General features: G+C 68.3%; 21 protein-coding genes. 9 read left to right on the top strand and 12 right to left on the bottom strand.

The genetic code is table 11. The features are described from left to right. The first annotated feature begins 122 nt into the window (after positions 1-122). Together IT779_RS02530 and IT779_RS02535 are read left to right on the top strand one after the other, a co-directional pair. On the top strand, positions 123-1,310 hold the full coding sequence (locus tag IT779_RS02530) for a lipase family protein (RefSeq protein ID WP_196147464.1): 1,188 nt from the start codon (positions 123-125) through the stop codon (positions 1,308-1,310). 574 nt (positions 1,311-1,884) lie between these two features. Further along, positions 1,885-2,514 (top strand): histone deacetylase, encoded by a 630-nt coding sequence (locus IT779_RS02535; protein WP_196147465.1) that lies wholly within the window; start codon positions 1,885-1,887, stop codon positions 2,512-2,514. Between the two features lie 10 nt (positions 2,515-2,524). Here IT779_RS02535 and IT779_RS02540 read toward each other — a convergent pair whose 3' ends face one another. Continuing rightward, a complete protein-coding gene (locus tag IT779_RS02540; protein WP_196147466.1) occupies positions 2,525-2,680 on the bottom strand; it encodes a hypothetical protein in 156 nt (51 codons plus the stop codon). A 56-nt stretch (positions 2,681-2,736) separates the two neighbouring features. Then, on the bottom strand, positions 2,737-3,876 hold the full coding sequence (locus IT779_RS02545; protein WP_196147467.1) for an FAD-dependent monooxygenase: 1,140 nt from the start codon (positions 3,874-3,876) through the stop codon (positions 2,737-2,739). 75 nt (positions 3,877-3,951) lie between these two features. Here IT779_RS02545 and IT779_RS02550 point away from each other — a divergent pair, with 75 nt between their 5' ends. Continuing rightward, on the top strand, positions 3,952-4,524 hold the full coding sequence (locus IT779_RS02550) for a TetR/AcrR family transcriptional regulator (protein ID WP_196147468.1): 573 nt from the start codon (positions 3,952-3,954) through the stop codon (positions 4,522-4,524). 6 nt (positions 4,525-4,530) lie between these two features. Here the strand turns inward: IT779_RS02550 and IT779_RS02555 are convergent, their stop codons facing one another. The 7 genes from IT779_RS02555 to IT779_RS02585 form a co-directional block, all read right to left on the bottom strand. Then, positions 4,531-5,676 (bottom strand): acyl-CoA dehydrogenase family protein, encoded by a 1,146-nt coding sequence (locus tag IT779_RS02555; protein ID WP_196147469.1) that lies wholly within the window; start codon positions 5,674-5,676, stop codon positions 4,531-4,533. A gap of 176 nt (positions 5,677-5,852) precedes the next feature. Next, entirely contained in the window at positions 5,853-6,713 is an 861-nt protein-coding gene (locus IT779_RS02560; protein ID WP_196147470.1) for a lysophospholipid acyltransferase family protein, read from the bottom strand. Positions 6,714-7,150: 437 nt separating this feature from the next. Beyond that, the gene (hflX, locus tag IT779_RS02565; RefSeq protein ID WP_196147775.1) at positions 7,151-8,608 is read right to left on the bottom strand and encodes a GTPase HflX; all 1,458 of its coding nucleotides are present in this window, start codon (positions 8,606-8,608) and stop codon (positions 7,151-7,153) included. A gap of 283 nt (positions 8,609-8,891) precedes the next feature. Continuing rightward, positions 8,892-9,773, bottom strand: a complete 882-nt coding sequence (gene dapF, locus IT779_RS02570; protein ID WP_196147776.1) for a diaminopimelate epimerase — start codon at positions 9,771-9,773, stop codon at positions 8,892-8,894. 98 nt (positions 9,774-9,871) lie between these two features. Next, positions 9,872-10,753: a TrmH family RNA methyltransferase gene (locus tag IT779_RS02575; RefSeq protein WP_196147471.1), complete on the bottom strand. Its 882-nt coding sequence runs from the start codon at positions 10,751-10,753 to the stop codon at positions 9,872-9,874. 46 nt (positions 10,754-10,799) lie between these two features. Continuing rightward, entirely contained in the window at positions 10,800-11,723 is a 924-nt protein-coding gene (gene miaA / locus IT779_RS02580; RefSeq protein ID WP_196147472.1) for a tRNA (adenosine(37)-N6)-dimethylallyltransferase MiaA, read from the bottom strand. Between the two features lie 64 nt (positions 11,724-11,787). Then, the gene (locus tag IT779_RS02585; protein WP_408637709.1) at positions 11,788-12,594 is read right to left on the bottom strand and encodes a class III extradiol ring-cleavage dioxygenase family protein; all 807 of its coding nucleotides are present in this window, start codon (positions 12,592-12,594) and stop codon (positions 11,788-11,790) included. 205 nt (positions 12,595-12,799) lie between these two features. On the opposite strand from IT779_RS02585, the gene IT779_RS02590 reads away from it, so the two are divergent. Then, positions 12,800-14,176, top strand: coding sequence for a DUF349 domain-containing protein (locus IT779_RS02590; protein ID WP_196147473.1), 1,377 nt, complete (start codon positions 12,800-12,802; stop codon positions 14,174-14,176). A gap of 65 nt (positions 14,177-14,241) precedes the next feature. Here the strand turns inward: IT779_RS02590 and IT779_RS02595 are convergent, their stop codons facing one another. Both IT779_RS02595 and miaB read right to left on the bottom strand, forming a co-directional pair. Next, a complete protein-coding gene (locus IT779_RS02595; protein WP_456299683.1) occupies positions 14,242-14,883 on the bottom strand; it encodes an Rv2732c family membrane protein in 642 nt (213 codons plus the stop codon). Between the two features lie 230 nt (positions 14,884-15,113). Continuing rightward, positions 15,114-16,652 (bottom strand): tRNA (N6-isopentenyl adenosine(37)-C2)-methylthiotransferase MiaB, encoded by a 1,539-nt coding sequence (gene miaB, locus IT779_RS02600; protein WP_269781530.1) that lies wholly within the window; start codon positions 16,650-16,652, stop codon positions 15,114-15,116. A 374-nt stretch (positions 16,653-17,026) separates the two neighbouring features. Here miaB and IT779_RS02605 point away from each other — a divergent pair, with 374 nt between their 5' ends. The 5 genes from IT779_RS02605 (at position 17,027) to IT779_RS02625 (ending at position 20,744) form a co-directional block, all read left to right on the top strand. Further along, complete coding sequence (locus tag IT779_RS02605) at positions 17,027-17,755, top strand: amino acid ABC transporter ATP-binding protein (protein WP_196147780.1); 729 nt, start codon at positions 17,027-17,029, stop codon at positions 17,753-17,755. A gap of 55 nt (positions 17,756-17,810) precedes the next feature. Continuing rightward, positions 17,811-18,644: a glutamate ABC transporter substrate-binding protein gene (locus IT779_RS02610; RefSeq protein ID WP_196147474.1), complete on the top strand. Its 834-nt coding sequence runs from the start codon at positions 17,811-17,813 to the stop codon at positions 18,642-18,644. Between the two features lie 98 nt (positions 18,645-18,742). Then, positions 18,743-19,414 carry an amino acid ABC transporter permease gene (locus tag IT779_RS02615; RefSeq protein ID WP_196147475.1) on the top strand — a complete coding sequence of 224 codons (672 nt, stop codon included), beginning with the start codon at positions 18,743-18,745 and terminating at the stop codon, positions 19,412-19,414. Further along, complete coding sequence (locus IT779_RS02620; protein WP_196147476.1) at positions 19,411-20,307, top strand: amino acid ABC transporter permease; 897 nt, start codon at positions 19,411-19,413, stop codon at positions 20,305-20,307. The genes IT779_RS02615 and IT779_RS02620 overlap by 4 nt, the downstream gene beginning before the upstream one ends. Continuing rightward, entirely contained in the window at positions 20,304-20,744 is a 441-nt protein-coding gene (locus IT779_RS02625) for a DUF1801 domain-containing protein (RefSeq protein ID WP_196147477.1), read from the top strand. The genes IT779_RS02620 and IT779_RS02625 overlap by 4 nt, the downstream gene beginning before the upstream one ends. 43 nt (positions 20,745-20,787) lie before the next feature. Here IT779_RS02625 and recX read toward each other — a convergent pair whose 3' ends face one another. Continuing rightward, positions 20,788-21,342 (bottom strand): recombination regulator RecX, encoded by a 555-nt coding sequence (gene recX / locus IT779_RS37395; RefSeq protein ID WP_332838644.1) that lies wholly within the window; start codon positions 21,340-21,342, stop codon positions 20,788-20,790. Positions 21,343-21,516 lie beyond the last annotated feature (174 nt).

Raw genomic sequence — 21,516 nt, forward strand, 5'->3', positions numbered from 1 at the left:
TAGTCATTCGGCTAATCTCTGGATCCGGATGATGCCGGTATCCGTGGCATCCGGCGTCGGGGCCGGTGGCATCACCGCTGCCGTGCAGCCGCCACACTCCCGGAAACAAAGGAATCATCCCCTTGCCTCGGACATTGACCAGGATCTTGGCGGTCCTGATCACCCTGTTTTCTGCGGGTTCGCTGACGACCACCGCGGCCGCCGATCCGCTCTATCCATCACCCGATCCCGACCCTTTCTTCGCCGCGCCCGCCGATCTCGGGTCCAAGGCGCCGGGCGATGTCGTTCGCACCCGCCGCATAGATTCCGGACCGTATGTCGGCACCGAGGGTTGGCAAGTGGCGTTCCGCTCCACCAATTCCGGCGGTAAACCCATCATGGCCGTCACCACCGTATTGGTGCCGGTGGGGGTGAAGAATCCGCCGCTGGTGTCGTATCAGGCGCTGATCAATTCACTGGGCAGCAAATGTAATCCGTCACGATCGCTGTTCAACGGCGAACTCCAGGACGCGATGGGCGCGATGCTGCCGATCGGGCGCGGCTGGGCGATTTCACTGCCGGATTATCTCGGTCCCAATGTCGCCTACGGCGCCGCGAAATTGAGCGGAATGGTCACCCTCGACGGCGTGCGCGCGGTGCGGCGCGCCACCGAGATCGGCCTGAGCTCCTCCCCGGTCGCCATCGCGGGCTATTCCGGCGGCGGCATGGCCTCCGCGTGGGCGGCCGCCCTGCAGCCCACCTACGCACCGGAACTGCCGATCGCGGGCGTCGTCGCGGGCGGTATTCCCGCCGACCTCGAGCAGATGGCGCTGGGCCTCGGATTCGAACCGCATCCCGGATTCGGACTCGCTTTCGCGGCCGCCATGGGGTTGGAGCGCGAATACCCGGACCGACTGCCGATCTCCGACCAGCTCAACCCGACCGGCCTGTGGTTCCGGGAATTCACACACGACGAATGCCGCCGCTTCCTACTCTTCCACGGGGCGATGCGCAGCGCCGATCAACTCGCGGCCTCGAAGTCGCTGATGGACAGCCCCGCCGCCCGCGAGGTCCTCTACGAGAACAGCCTGCGTCGCTTCTCGGGCACGCCGACCGCGCCGATGTACATCTGGCAGGGCGTCTACGACACCTTGACGCCGTTCGATTCGGTCAAGGAGGTCGCGGACCGGTACTGCCGCGCAGGCGCGCCGCTGACCTTCGTGCCCTACGAGATCGCCGAGCACATGACGACGGCGGCGGCGGGCTTCGCCGACGCCTGGAACTACCTCGAGGCCAGATTCCGCAACGAAGCACCGCCCGTGCGCTGCTGATACCTCGATCTATATCCCCGTACCCCGTATTCGGCCCCCTGCGCCGGATACGGGGTACGGGTGGAATTGCGGCCGGGAGCGGCGTTCCGTGGTCACCGCTCCCGGCCGTTCCTCAAGGAATGAGAAGCATCCCGAGGAAACTCTGAAACGCGCTGACGAGCTGCTCGATGAAGTTCGGGATCACGGCTCTTCCTTTCTCCTAAACTCGCTACCGAAACGCGGGCACAGACTTCGAAACCGGCTCGCTCCCGCGAGCGGGCACATCGACATCGCCTCGACCTGACCGCCGTCGCGCTGACTCACCAGGTATTCGACGTGACACGGAACAGGGATGGGATCGAATCCGAGACCGGAAGATCTCCCGAAAAACGCTGCCGCCGCGCGAAATCACCGTTCGCTTGCGATCGGCGACCCTCCCGGCGTGGAGACCATTCGGTCCATATCCCGTGTCGGCACAGACCAGGTATAGCCGCGATGCGTTCGCCCAAACTTTGCCAGAACGAATATCAGACCGAGCGGAATCCTCCACCGACCCGATGCTCCCACTCGAGGTGGGCGCGCGACAATGGAACCGATGACAGATCTGGTGTGGTACGCGTCCTACGGATCGAATATGCATTCCGCTCGGTTCGCCTGCTACCTCGCGGGCGGAACCCCCGAGGGCGGCGCGATCGATCTCCCCGGCTGCCGCGACCGCACCGCCCCGCGGCGCACCCGCGCGCTCGCACTGCCCGGACTCCTCTACTTCGCCACCGAATCCCGCACCTGGACCGGCGGCCGCGCCTTCTACACCCCCGAGGCCGCCGGTGTGACAGCCGCGCGCGCATATCTCGTCACCGCCGAACAATTCGGCGATATCGTCGCCCAGGAGATGTACCGCACCCCCGACGCCCATCTCGACCTCACCGCGGCCGTGTCCGCAGGCCACGCCGCGATCGGCCCCGGACGCTACGAAACCCTCATCCGCACGGGCACTCTCGATGGCCACCCGATGCTCACCTGCACGGCGCCCCGCGAATACACCGCCCTGCCCGGCAATCCCCCGTCTCCCGCCTACCTGCGCCACCTGGCCGCCGGACTCCGCGAATCCCACGACTGGCCGCTCCCCCGAATCGCCGAATACCTGGCCACCAGGCCCGGCGCGAACCTCAGGTGGACCCCGCGATCGGTGCTGACGGCAGTGACCGCGCACCCCGACCGCTGACGCCCCCGACTCACCTCAGCAGGCAGGCGCCGGAGGCCACCAGCAGCCTGACCTCGGCCGCGGTCCTGTCCACATCCATCGCGCCGGTGTCGAGAGCGTGGTGTTCGAGATTCCCGAGGTCGGCGAAAGCGGGCGGTCCGGTCAGGATGATCACGTCACCGATCATGCTCCGACCGTAATCCGGGAATCCCCGCGACGAAAGTCTTCATCTTTCGCGCCGCTTCAGGCACCAGTACCGCACCGCGCACGGCGACCGGCAGCCGCCCCGATCACGCGCACGGCCGTATTCCGTGCCAGCAGACCCGCGCGACTCTCGGGCACCAGCAGGGCGGCGCCGACGCGGAACCCTCGTTGCCGAGGTTCGACCGAGCGGCGATGGGCGGACTCGTACCGAACGAACCCCGCCGTGTGGTCGACCGTCGCCGTCAGGGATTCAGCCAGTCGGTAAGCGCCCGCGATGGCGAGGGTCGAACCATCGCCGAGCAGAGACAGACAGGAGGCGGCGTCGCCGACCAGGACGACGCGTCCGGTCGACCAGCGCGGCAGATCGATGCGGCTCACGGAGTCGAAGTACAGATCATCGGCCGAACGCACCTGATCGAGCAGTTCCGGCACCCGCCACCGTGCGTCCCGGAAGGCTTCGATCACGAGTCTCTTGTGGGTCGCGAGGTCACGGTGGTCGAGGTCGGGAACAGGATCACGCCGAAAGAAGAACGCCGCCACCGCGCGACCCGCGGCGGGATGGACCCCGACGGCGCGACCGGGCATGCCGTGGAAGATCGCCTCGCGTTCGGAACCGAACGGCGTGGGCACCGGCAGAGTCGCGACGTACATGCCTTGGTCGGTACGGAACCGCGTTTCGGGGCCGAAGGCCAGGCGCCGCACGGCCGAATGCAGACCGTCCGCACCGATCAGTAGATCGAACCGCCCGGATTCGGCGTTCTCGAAGGTCACATCGACGCCGTGCGCGTCCTGTGCCACCGCGGCGATGCTCTGCCCCCAACGGAAGTCGGCGATCTCGCGCGCACTCTCCGTCAAGATGCCCGCGAGGTCGGCGCGCGGCAGTTCCAGTGCTTCGGAACCGCTGCCGAACGCCGACAGTGGCAGTGCCGCGATGTGTTCGCCGCGCGCATCGACGAAGGTCATGCGGTCGACGGAGGTCGCGGCTTCCCGCAGGCGCGGCAATATCCCCATCCGCCGGACCACGTCGATCGCGAAGCCTTTCACGTCCACCGGATTGCCGCTGGACCGCTGCCCCGACGCGCGTTCGACGACGGTGACCACGTCGCCGCGCCGCGCCAGCCAGTAGGCCAGCGTCGCCCCCGCGACTCCCGCTCCCGAAATCAGTATGTTCGCGGCCATGTTCACCCACCTCACTAAATGGACGAATTTCGTCCACTTAATAGACGGTACAGTAACCGGAATACTTTCGTCCGGATGGAGAGTGTGACGGTGCGAGCCGACGCAAGGAGCAATCGTGATCAGATCCTCGCCGCCGCCTTGATCGCATTCCGCGAGAAGGGCATCGACGTACCGATGAAGGAGATCGCCGACCTGGCGGGCGTCGGCGTCGGCACCCTTTACCGTCATTTCCCGGATCGCGACGCCGTACTCACCGCCATCGCCCACCCCTATCTGGCCGACCTCGCCGCCCGCGCCGCGACCGCACGCGCCGAGGAACCAACCGCGTGGACCGCCCTGGCCCGCTTCCTGCACGAATGCGCGCAGGCTCGGCTCGGCGCACTCGCCGCCGCACTCGAACCGACGCTGCACACCTGCATCCGAAACAACCCCGAACTCACGGAGATTCGCGCGGCCGTGGTCGATCACCTCACCGCGATGACCGACGCCGCGCACGCCGAGGGCACCCTGCGCACCGATGTCGGCACCGCCGACATCGCCAACCTGATGACGGTGCAGATCTACGCCCGTGCGGGCGAGAACACCGCCGAGGCCACGCGGCGCGTCGTGGACCTGATCCTCGACGGACTCCGCACCGCCCCCGGATGAGAACGATCAGGACAGTTTGAGCGACCGTCCGATGATCTCCTTCATGATCTCGGTGGTGCCGCCGTAGATCGTCTGGATGCGGGCGTCGGTGTAGGCCTTGGCGATCGGGTATTCGCGCATGTAGCCGTAGCCGCCGTGCAACTGGAGGCAGCGGTTGACGAGGTCGAGTTGTTCCTCGGTGCTCCACCACTTGGCCATGGCGGCGTCCTCGGCGGAGAGCTTCTTCGCGTTGAGATCCTCGATGAAGCGGTCGACCAGCACGCGCACGGCGGTGGTCTTGGTGGCGAGTTCGGCGAGTACGAAACGGGTGTTCTGGAGTGCGCCGATGGGCTTGCCGAACGCCTTGCGGTCGCGGACGTACTGGATGGTCATGTCCAGACAGCCCTCCATGGCCGCCGCCGCCATGACCGCGATGGACAGGCGCTCCTGCGGTAGGTTCTGCATGAGGTGGATGAAGCCCATGCCCTCGGTGCCGAGCAGGTTCTTGCCCGGTACCCGCACATCGTTGAAGCTGAGTTCGGCGGTGTCCTGGGCCTTGAGGCCGATCTTGTCCAGGTTGCGGCCGCGTTCGAAGCCTGCCATGCCGCGCTCGACCACGAACAGACTGAACCCCATCGCGCCCTTCTCCGGATCGGTCTGGGCCACCACGATCACGATGTCGGCGTTGATGCCGTTGGTGATGAAGGTCTTGGCGCCGTTGAGGATCCAGTCGTCGCCGTCGCGGATCGCGCGGGTCTTGATGCCCTGCAGGTCGGAACCGGTGCCGGGTTCGGTCATGGCGATGGCCGTGATGATCTCACCGGAGCAGAATCCGGGTAGCCAGCGCTGTTTCTGCTCTTCGTTCGCGAGATCGATCAGATAGGGCGCGATCACATCGTTGTGCAGGGTGAAACCGAGGCCCGAGTACTGGCCTTTGCACGACTCCTCGGTGATCACCGCGTTGTAGCGGAAGTCGAGCACGCCGCCGCCGCCGAACTCCTCCGGCACGGCCATGCCGAGGAAGCCCTGTTTGCCCGCTTCGAGCCACACCGACCGGTCGACGATGCCCGCCTCCTCCCACTTCGCGTGGTTCGGGGCGACGTGCTGATCGAGAAATTTGCGGAACGACTCCCGGAACAGCTCGTGCTCGGGTTCGAACAGTGTGCGCTCCACACCAACCTCCTAGTGACCACACCGGCCGGTCCACACCGACCCGTCGTTGCCACATACGGTACCCGGAATGAGAACCGTTGTTCACTTCCGGTGCCGAAATTGTTGTCTCACCTGGAGTAAATCCGCAGCGACATCCCGATTTCCAACGAATGGCGACCCCGCCCGCCGGTGCGGTCTCAGACCGGAAGCAGCGCGCGCAGCCGACCCGCGAGCCTGCGACCGGAATCGCGCTCGCGTTCGGCGAACAGGTACTTCATCTCCTCTTCCAGGCCCTTGCGCACCACCTGGCACAGCTCGAGGGCCGCGGCGTCCAGGTCGGCGGCGTCGCGCCAGGGCGCGGGGTCGATCGGCGTGCCCGCCGAGAAGTAGAACCGCTCGGGGCGCGGCAGCACGGTGGGGCCGATGCCGCGCAGCAGCGGCGGCGTCAGATCCGTCTTCAACCCGAGCGCCTCGACCGCCCAGCGCACCGGGGCCATGACCGGGTGTCCACCGTCGAAGACGATGTCGAAGGCGTCATCGATGCCGATCATGGCGACCGGGACGATCGGCGCGCCCGCCTCGATGGCCATGCGCGCGAATCCGGTGCGGCCCTCCCACTTCAGCACGTACTTCTCGTTCTTGCGGCGAATGGCCTCACGTCCGCCTCCGGGAAAGACCAGCACCGCCTCGCCGCGGCCGAGCAGCGTCGCACAGTTGTCGCGGGTGCCGCGCACCGAACCGTAGTGGTGCAGGAAATGCCGCACGCCCGGCACCGCGATGAGCAGGTTCTCGGCGAGTCCTCGGATCAGCCGTCCCCGGGCGCGCAGCACCTCGGGCAACAGCAAGGGGGCGTCGATGATCCCCAACAGATTGTGATTGCCGACCAGTAGCACCGGGCCTTCGGCGGGTATGTTCTCCAACCCGTAGAAGCGCGGACTCGTCCATGCCCGCAAGGGGGCGAGCAAAGTCTCGAGGACTCGGATATCGGTGTCGTCCAGCGCCACATCCAGCGGTGCGCCGTCGGTCAGGATTACCTCGGCGGGCGAGGATTCAGGCATCGGTGTCCCCATCGAATGTCGGATCCCAGCACTTCGTCGTAATGGAATGAACAGCCCCTGCGCCGCACGTAGCTGCGGCCTCGATGACCAACCGTACCGCATCGGAATGGAACGGGTCGCCACCTCGGGGCGACCGGGAAGTGGACGGCGACGGCCCATTTCGGAAACCGACCCGATGGAATGTCACGAAAAGGCGGAATTCACCCGCACAGCGGATTTCGTTGCCCACGAAGGAAACTCGCGCACACAGCGGCAACTTCCGCTAGCCGCAAGGTAACCCGGAAATGCTCTCCGTCCGCGATTCGATGGCGGAACGGATCAATGACACGGCTGTGGCGTACTCGACACCGAAACAACCGCGACCGGCGAGAAATGTGAATACGACACCGGGTGGTCGATCGATATCGACCACCCGGCATTCCGAGAGTCCGGCCCGATCACTCCGACGCGATGGAACCGGCGTGCGCGTACTCCGACAGCGACGCGGCCAGCGCGTGCGGAACGCGGGCGTGCACCCGGGTACCGCCCTCCTCGTGCGTGGACCCGATGATCCGGCCGTCGGCGTGGATACGCGCCAGCAGATCGCCGCGCGTGTACGGCAGCAGCACGCTGACCTCGACGTCGAGACCGCCGAGCACCTCCGCCAGTCGCGCACGCAGTTCATCGATGCCCGCGCCGGTGTGCGCCGAGACGAAGGCCGCGTCCGGCAGCAACCCGCGCAACCTGGTCAGCTCCGTGCGACCCACCGCGTCGATCTTGTTCACCACCAGCAGTTCCGGCGGCGCGGCGGCGCCCTGCTCCTTGATCACGTCGGTGATCACCTCGCGCACCGCCTCGATCTGGCCCAGCGGCATCGGATCGGAACCGTCGACCACGTGCAGCAGCAGATCCGCGCCCGTCACCTCCTCCAGCGTGGAGCGGAACGCCTCGACCAACTGGGTCGGCAGGTGTCGCACGAATCCGACGGTGTCGGTGAACACCACCTCGCGGCCGTCGTCGAGCGCGGCGCGGCGGGTGGTCGGATCGAGGGTGGCGAACAGCGCGTCCTGTACCAACAGGCCCGCCCCGGTCAGCGTGTTCATCAGACTCGACTTGCCCGCGTTGGTGTAGCCGACGATCGCGACCGACGGCACCCCGCTTGACTCGCGGCGGGAGCGCTTGGTGTCGCGCGCCGTCTTCATCTCACGGATCTCGCGGCGCAGTTTCGCCATCCGCTCGCGAATGCGGCGACGATCGGTCTCGATCTTGGTCTCACCGGGACCGCGCAGACCAACACCGCCGTTGCTGCCCGCGCGACCGCCCGCCTGCCGCGACATGGACTCACCCCAGCCGCGCAGCCGCGGCAGCATGTACTCCATCTGGGCCAGCGCGACTTGCGCCTTGCCCTCGCTGGAGGTGGCGTGCTGGGCGAAGATGTCCAGGATCAGCGCCGTGCGGTCGATCACCTTGACCTTGACGACCTTCTCCAGCGCCGTCAACTGCGCCGGGGTGAGTTCACCGTCGCAGATCACGGTGTCGGCGCCGGTGTCGAGTACCACCGCCCGCAGCTCGTCGGCCTTTCCGGAACCGATGTAGGTGGCCGGATCGGGTTTGTCGCGGCGCTGGATCAATGCCTCGAGCACCTGGGAGCCCGCCGTCTCGGCGAGCAGCGCCAACTCGGCCATATCGGCCTCGGCGCGCGCGGCGGTGCCACCGGTCCAAACACCGACCAGGACGACCCGCTCCAGCCGCAGCTGCCGGTACTCGACCTCGGTGATGTCGGTGAGTTCGGTGGACAGACCGGCGACCCGGCGCAGCGAACCGCGATCCTCCAACTGGAGTTCACCGGTGGTCGGCTCGGCGGCGGCCCACCCGGAGTGCCTGGTGCCGCGCAACCGCTCGTCGCGGGCGCGCATGCGGGCGGCATGCTCGGCCACCACGTCACCGTTCGCCGCCACGTCACCGTTCGCCGCCACGTCACCGTTCACCGCCGCAGCGCCGTCGGACGCGGAGGCGTCGGCGGAATCAGCGGTCTCGTCGGCGAGGTCGTCACCGGCGGCCGTATTGATGTCGAAAGTCTCTGAATTCCTCATACACCATCCATGCTGCCACGTAGACGCGGGTCAGCGCATTCGATATTCGTCCTCGGCGAAACGGAACGCGGCCATCGGACCCGCTCCCGCGCCGGAGATCGTCGCCTCAGAACCCGTTCCACCACTGTTCGCCGATGCGTCCCGCGGCCACCAGGACCGAAGGACCGCGCAACCGGGCGGCGCCCGCCTCTAGTCCGACCGCAACGGCTCCGCCCGGCACCCGGATCGTCACCTCACCGGTGTCGACGGCGAGATCGAAACCCTCATCGGCCAGCAACGCGGCGGCTGCCGCCACGGTTCCCGTTCCGCAGGAACGCGTCTCGCCGACACCGCGCTCGTAGACGCGCATATCGGCGGCCCGGTCGGGACCGAGCGGGGTCAGGATCTCGATATTCACCCCGAGCGGGAACAGGTCGGGGTCGTAACCGGGTGAGACGGTCAGGTCGAGCTTCGCCAGCGATTCAGCGGACAGGTTGCGGTCGACGCAGGCCAGGTGCGGATTGCCGACATCGATGCCGATGCCCGGATATGCCCAGCCCGCGATGGTCGCCGTGGACGCGCCGAGCGCGCGGACCACACCCATGTCCACCGTGACCTCGCCGTGCGTCGGCCCGCTCTCGTGCACGACGACCGGTCGCGCGCCCGCGCGACTGCCGACCACGTAGCGCTCCCGCGATTCCAGCCCCGAGGCCGCGAGATAGTGCGCGAACACCCGGACGCCGTTGCCGCACATCTCCGCCGTCGACCCGTCGCCGTTGCGGTAGTCCATGAACCAGTCGTCGGCCGCAACGCCCTCCGGAATCGAAGCGAGCACACCCGCGTCACGCAGGGCGCCCGCCCGCGCGACCCGAAGCACGCCGTCGGCCCCGAGGCCGCGCTGCCGATCGCACAGCGCCGCGACGCGTTCGGCGGTCAACTCGAGGCGCACGTCGAGATCGGGCAGCACCACGAAATCGTTCTCGGTGCCGTGTCCCTTGCTGAACTCGATATCCGCCACGCTGCCCACTTCCTGAACTAGACGACTCGACGACGTCGATTATCCGGTAACACCGCCGCGGCGAATCCACCGCCGCGCTCGTCGTGGCCTCACCGTTTGGCGAACGTTCGACGCTGCCGGGAAATTTCGTACAACGCCACCGCGCCCGCCGACGGCGCGCCGAGCGAACTCGCGCTGCCGCCCATCGGAATGGAGACCAGATCGTCGCAGGCCGCCTGCCACGCCGCGCTCATCCCGCCGGTCTCGTTGCCGACCACCAGAATCGTCGACTCGGTGAAATCGTGGTCGAACACCGCGTGCGTGCCGTTCTCGTCGGTGCCGACCACGCGGGTAGGGATGCCGCGCGCGATCTGGCGGTCCCGCAGCGCGAGCACCTGCGCGGCTCCCGCGGCGCGGAATACCGGAACGGCGAACAGCGACCCGGTGGACGCGCGAACGGCCTGCGGATCGTAGTGATCGGCGCCGTGGCCGGTGACCACGACCGCCGTCGCGCCGAAGGCGTCGGCCGAGCGGATCAGGGTGCCGAGATTGCCCGGCGAGTTGGGCCGGTCGAAGACCACGACCACCGGCGGCGCCTCCCCGGGCTCCCCCGGTTCGAAGCTCGCCAGATCCGTCCCGCGCGCATGCGCCACCGCGACGACTTCCGGTGTGCCGGTGGACTTCTCGCCGAGTTCGGCCATCAACTCCGGCACCAGCCCGACGCACGGCACCTCGGCGGTGTCGAGCAGGCGACGCGCCCAACTCGACAGCTCGGGTGCGCCGAGCCGGTACAGCAGCGTCTCCAGCGGCCAGCCGTGCTCGACCGCCTGGGTGATGGGCCGTACGCCCTGCACGAGGAAACGGCCGTCCCGGTTGCGGGTGGCCCGATTGGTCAGATACGCCTGCCACACCTGCACCGACGCGGTGCGGGTGCTGACCCGCCGCGCACCCGTGTGGCCCTGGCGGGCACGGTAGGAATCCGGACTCGTCATCGCGCACCTGCCCGGCGCGCGGAATTCATCCGTACGAGCTGTCCGATCACCTTGCGGTCCGTTCCGTCGAGTCGAGCAGGGCCAGCGCGGTCGCGACCAGGTCGGGATCGGCGCCGTCGACCCAGCGCACCCGGGGATCGCGGCGAAACCAGGACCGCTGGCGCCGCACGTAGCGGCGGGTGCCGATCAGGGTGCGTTCCCGCGCGTGGTTCAGGTCGTATTCGTTGTCCAGATACGCGAGGACTTGCGCGTATCCGATGGCGCGGCGCGCGGTGACCCCCTCGCGCAGGCCGCGGTCGATCAACGCGCGCACCTCGTCGACCAGGCCGAGATCGAACATGCGCGCGGTGCGGGTCTCGATGCGCGCGTCCAGTTCCTCGGTGTCACGGTCGACGCCGATGATGCGAGCGCCCCACCGCGGTTCGCCGATGGTCGGCGCGGAGGCCGCGAACGGGCGGCCGGTGAGTTCGACCACCTCGAGCGCGCGCACCATGCGGCGGCCGTCGGTGGGCAGGATGGTGCGCGCCGCCACCGGATCGGCGCGCAGCAGCGCCTCGTGCACGGCCGCGACCCCCGCGCGCGCCAGCAGGTCCTCCCAGCGCGCCCGGACCTCGGGATCGGTCGCAGGGAAATCCCAATCGTCCAGCAGCGCTTGGACATACATCATCGAGCCGCCGACGATCACCGGCACCCGACCGCGTGCCGCGATGTCCTCGACATCCGCGCGCGCGGCGCTCTGATAGGCCGCGACAGTCGCGTATTCGGTGACCTCGAGGGTATCGAGCTGGTGGTGCGCGATCCCCCTGCGCTCTTCGGTCGGCAGCTTCGCGGTGCCGATATCCATGCCCCGGTACAACTGCATCGCATCGATATTGACGATCTCGCCACCGAGCCGTTCGGCCAGCTCGAGTCCGAGATCGGATTTGCCGGTGGCGGTGGGGCCGACGACGGCGATCGGGGTGATCGTCACGCGCTCCCCCTTCGCCCCGACTCACCCGCGCGTTCGGCGATGTGGCCTCGCGTACGCGCCCCGGTCACGAGACACCTCCCGGCCGCCATACGCTCACGTGATATCCGACACCGAAAGGCGCTTCCCTGTACAGGGTTTCGACACGGGGATCGGTCGCGTCGGCGGCGAAGACACCCGCGAGCGCCTGGTATGCAGACCGACCCGCTATTCCCAGCTCGGCGCACAGTCCGGCGTCCAACGCGCGCAGCTCGTCGCGGTCGCCCGCGCTCAGCGCGTCGTCGAGCGCCCGCTGCCGGTCGGCCGACCGCTCGTCCAGGTAGCCCGGCGACTTCGATGTCAGCGTCGTCGCGCCATCGGCCACGACGAGTACCGCATGCGGTTCGGCGGCGGCGTCGAGTTCGCGACGCAGCGCCGCACCGGCCGCCGCGCAGTCTCCCGCCGGAGCGTCCGCGGCGAGCAGGCGCGCCTCGACGGTTGCCTCGGGGGCGACCAGCCCGCGCAACCAGCCGGCGATCAGCACCGGCAGCGGAAGCTCGGGGTCGGGGTCGGCGGCGGCCGACTCGGACAGCGCGACCCGCACGTCGACACCGAAGCCGCCGAACGTGCCGACCGCGTCGGGACCGACGAATCGCTGCCCGGCCCCCGCCCCGAGCACCGTCCAGCGACTCGCGACCGCCGCCACCGACTCGACCGCCCGCCGCACCGCCGCACGCAGCGGTGCGGCGGGATCGTCGCGATCCGCGCGCGCGACGGCGCCGCCGAGTTCGGGAACGAGGATCGGCGGCGACGGGACCAGGGCCGCTATGGAGAACACCACGTAACGGTAGCCGTTGCCTACGACAGCGGCGCAGGCGCAGGTCCCGGCGACCACGGTGGACCGCTTCGAGTGTCTCTGCGTCAATTCGGGCCGAGATTGATAGTGTCGAGGTGCGACCACGCAGGTCATCACGGGTTGACAACTCCGCGAGGGCCGTGCTGGAGGCATGGATCGATCGTCCCGAGGGCTCGGACCGGGTTCAATGGGATGAGCTAGGGCGTAACCAGGCAGCCGTGACGCGCGGCAGGGACGGAGAGCAATGAGCGACAGCAACGGAACCGCGAAGGCCACCCCCGGCAGTGCACCGCGACCGTCCGGCGCCCCGAAACCCGGCGGCTCGACCCCCCACCCGAAGCCGCACGCGGTCAAACCGGCGCCGGGCCCCGCCCAGCAGCACCCCCACCCGGTGGTGGTGCCGACCGTCACCGACCCCAGCGTCTGGGGCCGCGTCGACGAGGACGGCACCGCGTGGGTGAAGACCGCCGACGGCGAACGCGAGGTCGGCTCGTGGCAGGCCGGTGCCGCCGCCGAGGGACTCGCGCACTTCGGTCGCCGCTTCGACGATCTGGCCACCGAGGTCGCGCTGCTCGAGGCCAGGCTCGCGGCGGGCGCCGACGCCCGCAAGACCAGGACCGCCGCCCTCGCCCTGGCCGAAACCCTGCCGACCGCCGCCGTGATCGGCGACGTCGACGGCCTGGCCCGGCGCCTGCAGGCCATCACCGAACACTCCGAGGAAGCGGCCGCGCACGCCAAGGAGGAGAAGGACCGCGCCAGACACGAGCACACCGAGCGCAAGGAAACGCTGTGCCTCGAGGCCGAGAAGATCGCCGCCGAATCCACCCAGTGGAAGGCCGCGGGCGATCGGCTGCGCGAGATCCTGGACGAGTGGAAGTCCATCCGCGGCGTGGACCGCAAGGTCGACGACGCGCTGTGGAAGCGCTACTCCAAGGCGCGTGAGGCCTTCAACCGCCGCCGCGGCGCGCACTTCGCCGAACTCGACCGCGAACGCGCGGCCGCCAAGACGCGCAAGGAAGAACTGTGCGTGCGCGCCGAAGAACTGTCGGGCTCCACCGACTGGGCGGGCACGGCATCGATCTTCCGCGACCTGCTCACCGAGTGGAAGGCCGCGGGCCGCGCGCCCCGCGAGGCCGACGAGGCGCTGTGGCGGCGCTTCAAGAGCGCCCAGGACGTGTTCTTCGCCGCCCGCAACGCCGCGGCCTCCGAACGCGACGCGGAATTCGAGCACAACGCCGTCGCCAAGGAAGAGCTCCTACACGCCTACGAACACCTCGACCCGGCCAACGGCCTCGACACCGCCCGCTCCGCCCTGCGCGAACTCCAGGACCGCTGGGACGCCATCGGCAAGGTCCCCCGCGACCGCATCCAGGAACTCGAGAGCAAGTTGCGCACCATCGAGAAGCGGGTCCGCGACGCCGTCGACGACCAGTGGCGCCGCTCCGACCCCGAGGCCATGGCCCGCGCGGCCCAGTTCCGCGAGAAGGTCGCCCAGTTCGAGGAACAGGCCGCCAAGGCACAAGCCGCCGGTAAGGCACGCGACGCCGAAAAAGCGCTCGAGCAGGCCAAACAGTGGCGTGAATGGGCCGAGGCCGCCGAAGGAGCGGTCAGCAACCGCTGAACGGCTCGGACAACGAAGTCACCGACTCACCGACCGCAGGGATTCGCTCGGCTTTCACGAGGTAGTCATTCGCCGGTGAGGCGGCGGCGATCGTCCTGTTCGGCGAGTGCGGCGGCGATGCGGCGTTGCTCCTCGGCTTCCAGGTGCACGATGGTGCGGCTCCACACCACGCGGACCCAGTGGAAGGTGAGGACGACGATGGCGATGGCGCCGATGATCAGGCCGATGCCGGGGCCCGCGCCCTGGTAATTGCCGAGGCCGGGGGTCTGGCGGTGCCAGATCGAGAGCACGCCGAAGACGCTCGCGATCGCCGAACCCGCCACCGCGATCCAGGCCAGCACCCACCGGCGGGTCATCAGCGCCAGCAGCGAGAACCCGATGCCGAAGGTCACCACGAACCACACGAACACGCGCGAGGGCAGGCCGATGTGTTCGATACGGGCGGCGTCGGTGTTCAGCAGCACGTCGAATCCGCGCGCGGTACCCGCGTGCGGAAGCACCAGCGACACCAGGAGCACGAAGACTCCGATCGCGACCACCATGGCGCGCACGCCCGGATCGATCTCGCCCGCGATCCGGCGTTCGACGGCGTCGATATCGCCTCGGAACTGCTCGAAGGCAACGTCGCCGTTCGCGCCGTCGGTGTTCCCGACCGCACCGCTCCCGGCGGCGCCCTTCCCGACCGCACCGTTCTCGCCCGCACTCACCGCGCCATCGCCTCCTTCACCCGAATCGCCGACCGCACCGGACACGTCCACTCTGCCATCCCGCCCGGCCCGCGCCGCAGCCGACCCACTACGTTCGGTAGTAGCACCGTCACCCGCCGCGGGCGGCGTACCTGTCCCCTCGGGACCTCGACGTGCGTGGTCCGCGTACCGATCCGGTTCACCTGAATCCGCGCCGTCGCCGTTCACACGACCTCCCGCAGTAGTCCGTTCTAGCTGGGGCACCCGGTGGCGCAGCCCGACACCGAGACCGGCTCGGGTGCGGGAGCGCCGATCCGCGGCAGGCCGAGGCCGACGCCGATGGGTTCGGTCTTGGGGGTGACGCCGCGCTCGTGGGCGTCGCCCGCCGCGGTCCGTCTGTGGGTCTTGACGGACGCGTCCGCGATGAGGTGATGCGGCGCAGCGCCGGTGATGTCCACGGTCACGATGTCGCCGGGACGGATGGGGGCGGCGGTCTCGGTGGGGCGGAAGTGCACGAGACGACCGTCGCGGGCGCGTCCGCTCATGCGCGCGGTGGCCGCGTTCTTCTTGCCCGCGCCATCGGCTACGAGCAGTTCGACCTCGGTGCCAACGAGCGCGCGATTGGCTTCCAGGGAGATCTGTTCCTGCAGGGCGATGAGCCGGTCGTACCGCTCCTGGACCACCGCCTTGGGCAGCTGGTCGGGCATATCGGCGGCGGGCGTGCCGGGGCGTTTGGAGTACTGGAAGGTGTAGGCGCTGGTGAAGCGGGCGCGACGCACCACGTCGAGGGTCTCCTGGAAATCCTCCTCGGTCTCACCGGGGAAGCCGACGATGATGTCGGTGGTAATGGCCGCGTGCGGCATGGCGGCGCGGACCTTCTCGATGATGCCCAGGTAGCGCTGCTTGCGGTAGGAGCGCCGCATGGCCTTGAGCACCCGGTCGGAGCCGGATTGCAGCGGCATGTGCAGTTGCGGGCAGATGACCGGGGTCTGCGCCATGGCCTCGATCACGTCGTCGGTGAATTCGGCCGGATGCGGCGAGGTGAAGCGGACCCGTTCGAGTCCTTCGATCTCGCCGCAGGCCCGCAGCAGTTTCGCGAAGGCGCTGCGGTCGCGCTCCTCGGTGGGGTCGACGAAGTTCACGCCGTAGGAATTGACGTTCTGCCCGAGCAGGGTCACCTCGAGCACACCCTGTGCCACCAGGGCGCCGACCTCGGCGAGCACGTCGCCGGGGCGACGGTCCACCTCCTTGCCGCGCAGCGCGGGCACGATGCAGAAGGTGCAGGTGTTGTTGCAGCCCACCGAGATCGACACCCAGCCCGCGTAGGCGGATTCGCGCTTGGCGGGCAGCGTGGACGGGAACGCTTCCAGCGATTCGAGGATCTCGACCTGGGCCTCGGCATTGTGGCGGGCCCGCTCCAACAGCACCGGCAGCGAACCGATGTTGTGAGTGCCGAACACCACGTCCACCCACGGCGCCTTGCGCACCACGACCTCGCGGTCCTTCTGCGCCAGACATCCGCCGACCGCGATCTGCATACCGGGGCGACCGGCTTTGATCGGGGCGAGATGGCCGAGGGTGCCGTACAGCTTGTTGTCGGCGTTCTCCCGGACCGCGCAGGTGTTGAACACGACGAGATCGGCCGTCGCGCCGGGCGCGGCCTTCACATAACCCGCATCCTCGAGCAGGCCGGACAAGCGTTCGGAATCGTGCACGTTCATCTGGCAACCGAAGGTGCGGACCTCGTAGGAGCGCGCATCCCCCTCGGGCGGGAGGAGGGCGGGACGCAGCGCGGGGAGGGGGGCGGGACGCAGCGCGGTCTGTCCGATCGAATCCACCCGTCCAGGGTACGGGCGTCCGAATTCGGCCCGACGCGGGCATCGGCGCAGGCTCTGCCCGTGCAGACCGGATGCCGTGCCGTGCGGCGACGGAATTCGGAGGAGGTACCAGCAGGTTACGTCCGCATGACGAGTCGGCGTGGCGATGCGGCGTGTCACAGAAAGCGGGGCAAAACCGCGTTTTCCGCTTAAGGTCAGTGACCATGACCGACGCCGACGCCGCGCCCGACCCGACCGGGGCCGCCCCGCTCAGCGAGAGCGCCACAGCGGACGCCACCGCGACACCCGCCGGGCAGGCCGCCCCCGCGTCCGCCGAGGGACCGCCGATGATCTCGATGCGCAAGGTGGACAAGCACTTCGGTGATCTGCACGTGCTGCGCGACATCAATCTCGAGGTGCCGCGCGGTCAGGTGGTGATCGTGGTCGGCCCCTCCGGTTCCGGCAAGTCGACGCTGTGCCGCACCATCAACCGACTCGAACCCATCGACTCCGGCGACATCGCCATCGACGGCGTCCCGCTGCCCGCCGAGGGAAAGGCGTTGGCCGCGTTGCGCGCCGAGGTCGGCATGGTGTTCCAGTCCTTCAACCTGTTCGCGCACAAGAGCATCGTCGACAACGTCATGCTCGCGCCGCTGAAGGTCCGCAAGGTCGACAAGGCCACCGCCCGCACCCGCGCCATGGAACTGCTCGAACGCGTCGGCATCGCGAATCAGGCCGACAAGTACCCCGCCCAGCTCTCCGGCGGGCAGCAGCAGCGCGTGGCCATCGCCCGCGCGCTCGCCATGAACCCGAAGGTCATGCTGTTCGATGAACCGACCTCGGCGCTGGACCCGGAGATGGTCAACGAAGTGCTCGACGTCATGGTCGCCCTCGCGAAGGAGGGCATGACCATGCTCGTGGTCACCCACGAGATGGGCTTCGCGCGGCGCGCGGGCAATCGGGTGCTGTTCATGGCCGATGGTCAGATCGTCGAGGACACCGCACCCGACGCCTTCTTCACCGCGCCGAAATCCGAACGCGCCAGGGACTTCCTGGGCAAGATCCTGAGCCACTGAACCCCGACCGCACCGGAACACGGCAACGAAAACCATTAGAGGAGTTAGGAACTCGATGAGGATCTCTCGTGCACTGCGTTACGGCGTCGCGGCGCTTGCCCTGGCGCTCACCGTCACCGCCTGCGGTGGCGGCGACGAAGGCTCCGCCCTCGACAGCGCCAAGGACGGCAAGCTCACCGTCGGCATCAAATTCGATCAGCCCGGACTCGGCCTGCGCACCAAGGACGGCTCGTACAGCGGTTTCGACGTCGAGGTCGCCAAGTACGTCGCCGAGAAGCTGGGTGTCAAGCCGGACAACATCACCTTCAAGGAGTCGCCGTCGGCGCAGCGCGAGACGCTGATCGAGAACGGGCAGGTCGACTTCATCGTCGCCACCTACTCGATCACCGACAAGCGCAAGGAGAAGGTCGACTTCGCGGGCCCCTACTACGTGGCGGGCCAGTCGCTGCTGGTGAAATCCGACAACACCGAGATCACCGGCGTCGAATCGCTGACCGGCAACAAGAAGCTGTGCTCGGTGAAGGGCTCGACCCCCGCGCAGAACGTCAAGGAGAAGTACGCCAAGGACGTCCAGCTGCAAGAGTTCGACACCTACTCGCTGTGCGTGGAAGCGCTGCGCAACGGCTCGGTGGACGCCGTGACCACCGACGACATCATCCTCGCGGGCTTCGCGGCGCAGTCGCCCGGCCAGTTGAAGGTCGTCGGCAAGCCGTTCACCACCGAGAACTACGGCATCGGCCTGAAGAAGGGCGACACCGAGACGCGCGGCAAGATCAACGACGCGATCGAGGAGATGATCAAGGACGGCTCCTGGTCGAAGGCGTTCGCCTCCACGGTCGGCAGCTCCGGCTACCCGGCGCCGCAGCCGCCCGCGGTGAACCGCTACTGAGCACTCCGCCCGCGGGTGGTCCGGGAAACCTCCGGACCACCCGCGGGCATTCGGCCACCGATTAGCCCGTCCACACCGATCGGAGGGATGCGCCCACCGTGTTCGACCTGATCTCCGAGTACGACACCAGGATTCTCGAAGCGTTCTGGGTGACCATCAAACTGACGGTCCTCTCCGCGATCGGCGCCCTGATCCTGGGCACCCTCGTCGCCGCGATGCGGGTCTCCCCCGTCCCGGTGGCGCGTGCGCTCGGCACCGCCTACGTGACGATATTCCGGAATACGCCGCTGACGCTGATCATCCTGTTCTGCTCGCTCGGTCTGTATCTCACGCTGGGCTGGAAACTCGCCGGTGAGTCCATCGCCGACAACAACTTCCGCTGGGCGGTCGTCGGACTCAGCGTCTACACCGGCGCCTTCGTCTGCGAATCGCTGCGGTCGGGCATCAACACGGTGGCGCTCGGCCAATCGGAGGCCGGGCGTTCGCTCGGGCTGAGTTTCAGCCAGAACCTGCGCTACATCGTGCTTCCGCAAGCCTTCCGCTCCGTGATCGCGCCGCTGGGCAGCGTACTGATCGCATTGACCAAGAACTCCACCATCGCCGCCGCCATCGGTGTCGCCGAGGCCGCGTACCTGATGGCCGAGATGACCGAGAACGAGGCCGCGATCATCGCCATCGGCGCCATCTTCGCGCTCGGCTTCGTCTGCCTGACCCTCCCGACCGGCCTGCTGTTCGGCTGGCTCGCCAAACGATTCGAGGTGGCCCGATGAGCGCGGGCGCGTCCGTACTCTTCGACGCGCCGGGTCCGCGCGCGCGCCTGCGCAACCACGTGTACTCGGCGGTGGTGGTCGTGGCCGCCGTGGTCGCCGGGTTCTTCCTGTACCGCACACTGTCGGACCAGGGGCAGCTCACCGCCGAGAAATGGAAGCCGTTCATCGACGGCGACGTCTGGGAGACCTATCTGCTGCCCGGTCTGCGCGGCACCCTCGTCGCCGCGGCGCTGTCCATCGTGTTCGCACTGATCATCGGCATGATCTTCGGCATCCTGCGATTGTCGGATCATCGCTGGGTGCGGCTGGTCGCGGGCGCGGTCGTCGAATTCGCCAGGGCCATCCCGGTGCTGATCCTGATGATCTTCCTGTTCGCGTTGTTCTCCGAATACAAGATCTTCAAATCCGACGACCTGGCGCTGGCCGCGGTGGTGGTGGCGTTGACCGTCTACAACGGTTCGGTCATCGCCGAGATCGTGCGGGCGGGCATCCGGTCGCTGCCCAAGGGGCAGACCGAGGCCGCCGTCGCGCTCGGCCTGCGCAAGAACCAGTTGATGCGCCTGATCCTGCTGCCGCAGGCGATCACCGCCATGCTGCCCGCGCTGATCTCGCAGATGGTCGTCGCGCTGAAGGACACGGCGCTCGGCTACCAGATCACCTACGGCGAAATCGTCCGTCAGGGCCAGCAACTCGGCGCCGCGGAGCAGAACATCATCCCCGCGCTGATCGTGGTCGCGATCATCATGATCATCCTCAACAGCACGCTGTCCTATGTCGCGACCGTGGTGGAACGACGGTTGCGCACCCGGCGGCGCACCAAGGGCGGCGCCGTACTCGCCCCCGACTCGGTGATCGCCGACGCCGCGCCCGGAATGGATCTCACCAAGAAATGACCGCTCCCGATCCCACCGACATCGAGGAATACCTGGCGGGCGTCGACGGCCGGAGGGCCGAGGAATTGCGCCTGCTGCACTCCGTGATCCGTACCAGTGCACCGGGTTTCGCGCCGGTGCTGGTCGAATCGGGCGGCGCGCCGCTGCTCGGGTACGGACTGCTGCCGTACAAGTCCAAGAGCATGAAGCAGCCCTCGGAATGGCCGGTGGTCTCGCTCGCGCCGCGCAAGAACTATGTGTCGCTCTACATCTCGGCCGTCATCGACGGACGATACGTCCCAGAAATCCACGCCGACCGGCTCGGCAAGGTGTCCTGCGGTAAGTCCTGCATCCGCTTCAAGCGCCTGACCGACCTGAACCTCGACGCGATCGGCGAGATCCTGGCCGACCTGGAGAAACGCTGGCGCGCGGGCGAAAAGCTCTACGGCGAACACTGAGCCGCCGCCCGAGTCGAACACCTTGGTACAGCTGTGAATCGCATCAATCCAGGCTGTGATCAGCAGGCTCGCCTTCGAAGTTATCCAGATCAGCTTGTGCCAGTTCGGCTTTCACCACAGTGAACGCGACGCTCTGACCGTAGCCGCGTCGCGCGAGCATACCGACCAAGCGGCGCATCGCCTTGTCGCGATCCAGATCGCGGGGCATGGTGCGGAGTTTGCGGCGCACGAGGTCGGTGGCGCGCGCCGTCTCGTCCTCGGCGGTGATGGCGGCGAGGGCGGGGGCGGCGTCGGACTGGGCGACCCCCTTGTCGCGCAGTTCGCGGGCGAGTGCCTGCCTGCCCTTGCCGGAGTAGGTGTGGCGGGAGTGCACCCACTGTTCGGCGAAGGCCGCGTCATCGATGAGTCCGACCTCGGCGAGATGGCCGAGCGCGCGATCGGCGACCTCCGCCGTGAACCCCTTCGCGATCAGCCGTCCGCCTAGTTCGGCGCGGCTGCGGGCGCGGACGGCGAGCAGGCGCAGACCTGCTTCCTTGGCCTGCTCGACCGTCCCGCCCCGCGGGGTGCGCTCGGCACCGCGCCCGGATCCGGCCGCCACCGGATCCACCCCTCGACCTGTCGTATCTCCGTCGGCCGGAACAACGCCGGACAAGCCGTCGCCGGACGAGCCATCGTCGGTCGGGCCGTCATCGATCAGGCCGTTGCCTGCGGCCGAGGGGACGTCATCGAATTCGCGGGCGGATTCCTCCCGCCGCCTGCGACCGTGCGCACC

The organism is Nocardia bovistercoris, from assembly GCF_015674855.1.
Lineage (GTDB): Bacteria > Actinomycetota > Actinomycetes > Mycobacteriales > Mycobacteriaceae > Nocardia > Nocardia bovistercoris.

Coding starts and splice junctions, on each gene's coding strand:
- IT779_RS02560 (WP_196147470.1), bottom strand. CDS start 6,713: ATGCCTGAATCCTCGCCCGCCGAGGTAATCCTGACCGACGGCGCACCG.
- hflX (WP_196147775.1), bottom strand. CDS start 8,608: ATGCGCGCCCGCGACGAGCGGTTGCGCGGCACCAGGCACTCCGGGTGG.
- IT779_RS02625 (WP_196147477.1), top strand. CDS start 20,304: ATGACCGCTCCCGATCCCACCGACATCGAGGAATACCTGGCGGGCGTC.
- IT779_RS02590 (WP_196147473.1), top strand. CDS start 12,800: ATGAGCGACAGCAACGGAACCGCGAAGGCCACCCCCGGCAGTGCACCG.
- IT779_RS02550 (WP_196147468.1), top strand. CDS start 3,952: ATGGAGAGTGTGACGGTGCGAGCCGACGCAAGGAGCAATCGTGATCAG.
- IT779_RS02535 (WP_196147465.1), top strand. CDS start 1,885: ATGACAGATCTGGTGTGGTACGCGTCCTACGGATCGAATATGCATTCC.
- IT779_RS02620 (WP_196147476.1), top strand. CDS start 19,411: ATGAGCGCGGGCGCGTCCGTACTCTTCGACGCGCCGGGTCCGCGCGCG.
- IT779_RS02575 (WP_196147471.1), bottom strand. CDS start 10,753: ATGACGAGTCCGGATTCCTACCGTGCCCGCCAGGGCCACACGGGTGCG.
- IT779_RS02545 (WP_196147467.1), bottom strand. CDS start 3,876: ATGGCCGCGAACATACTGATTTCGGGAGCGGGAGTCGCGGGGGCGACG.
- IT779_RS02605 (WP_196147780.1), top strand. CDS start 17,027: ATGATCTCGATGCGCAAGGTGGACAAGCACTTCGGTGATCTGCACGTG.
- IT779_RS02540 (WP_196147466.1), bottom strand. CDS start 2,680: ATGATCGGTGACGTGATCATCCTGACCGGACCGCCCGCTTTCGCCGAC.
- IT779_RS02610 (WP_196147474.1), top strand. CDS start 17,811: ATGAGGATCTCTCGTGCACTGCGTTACGGCGTCGCGGCGCTTGCCCTG.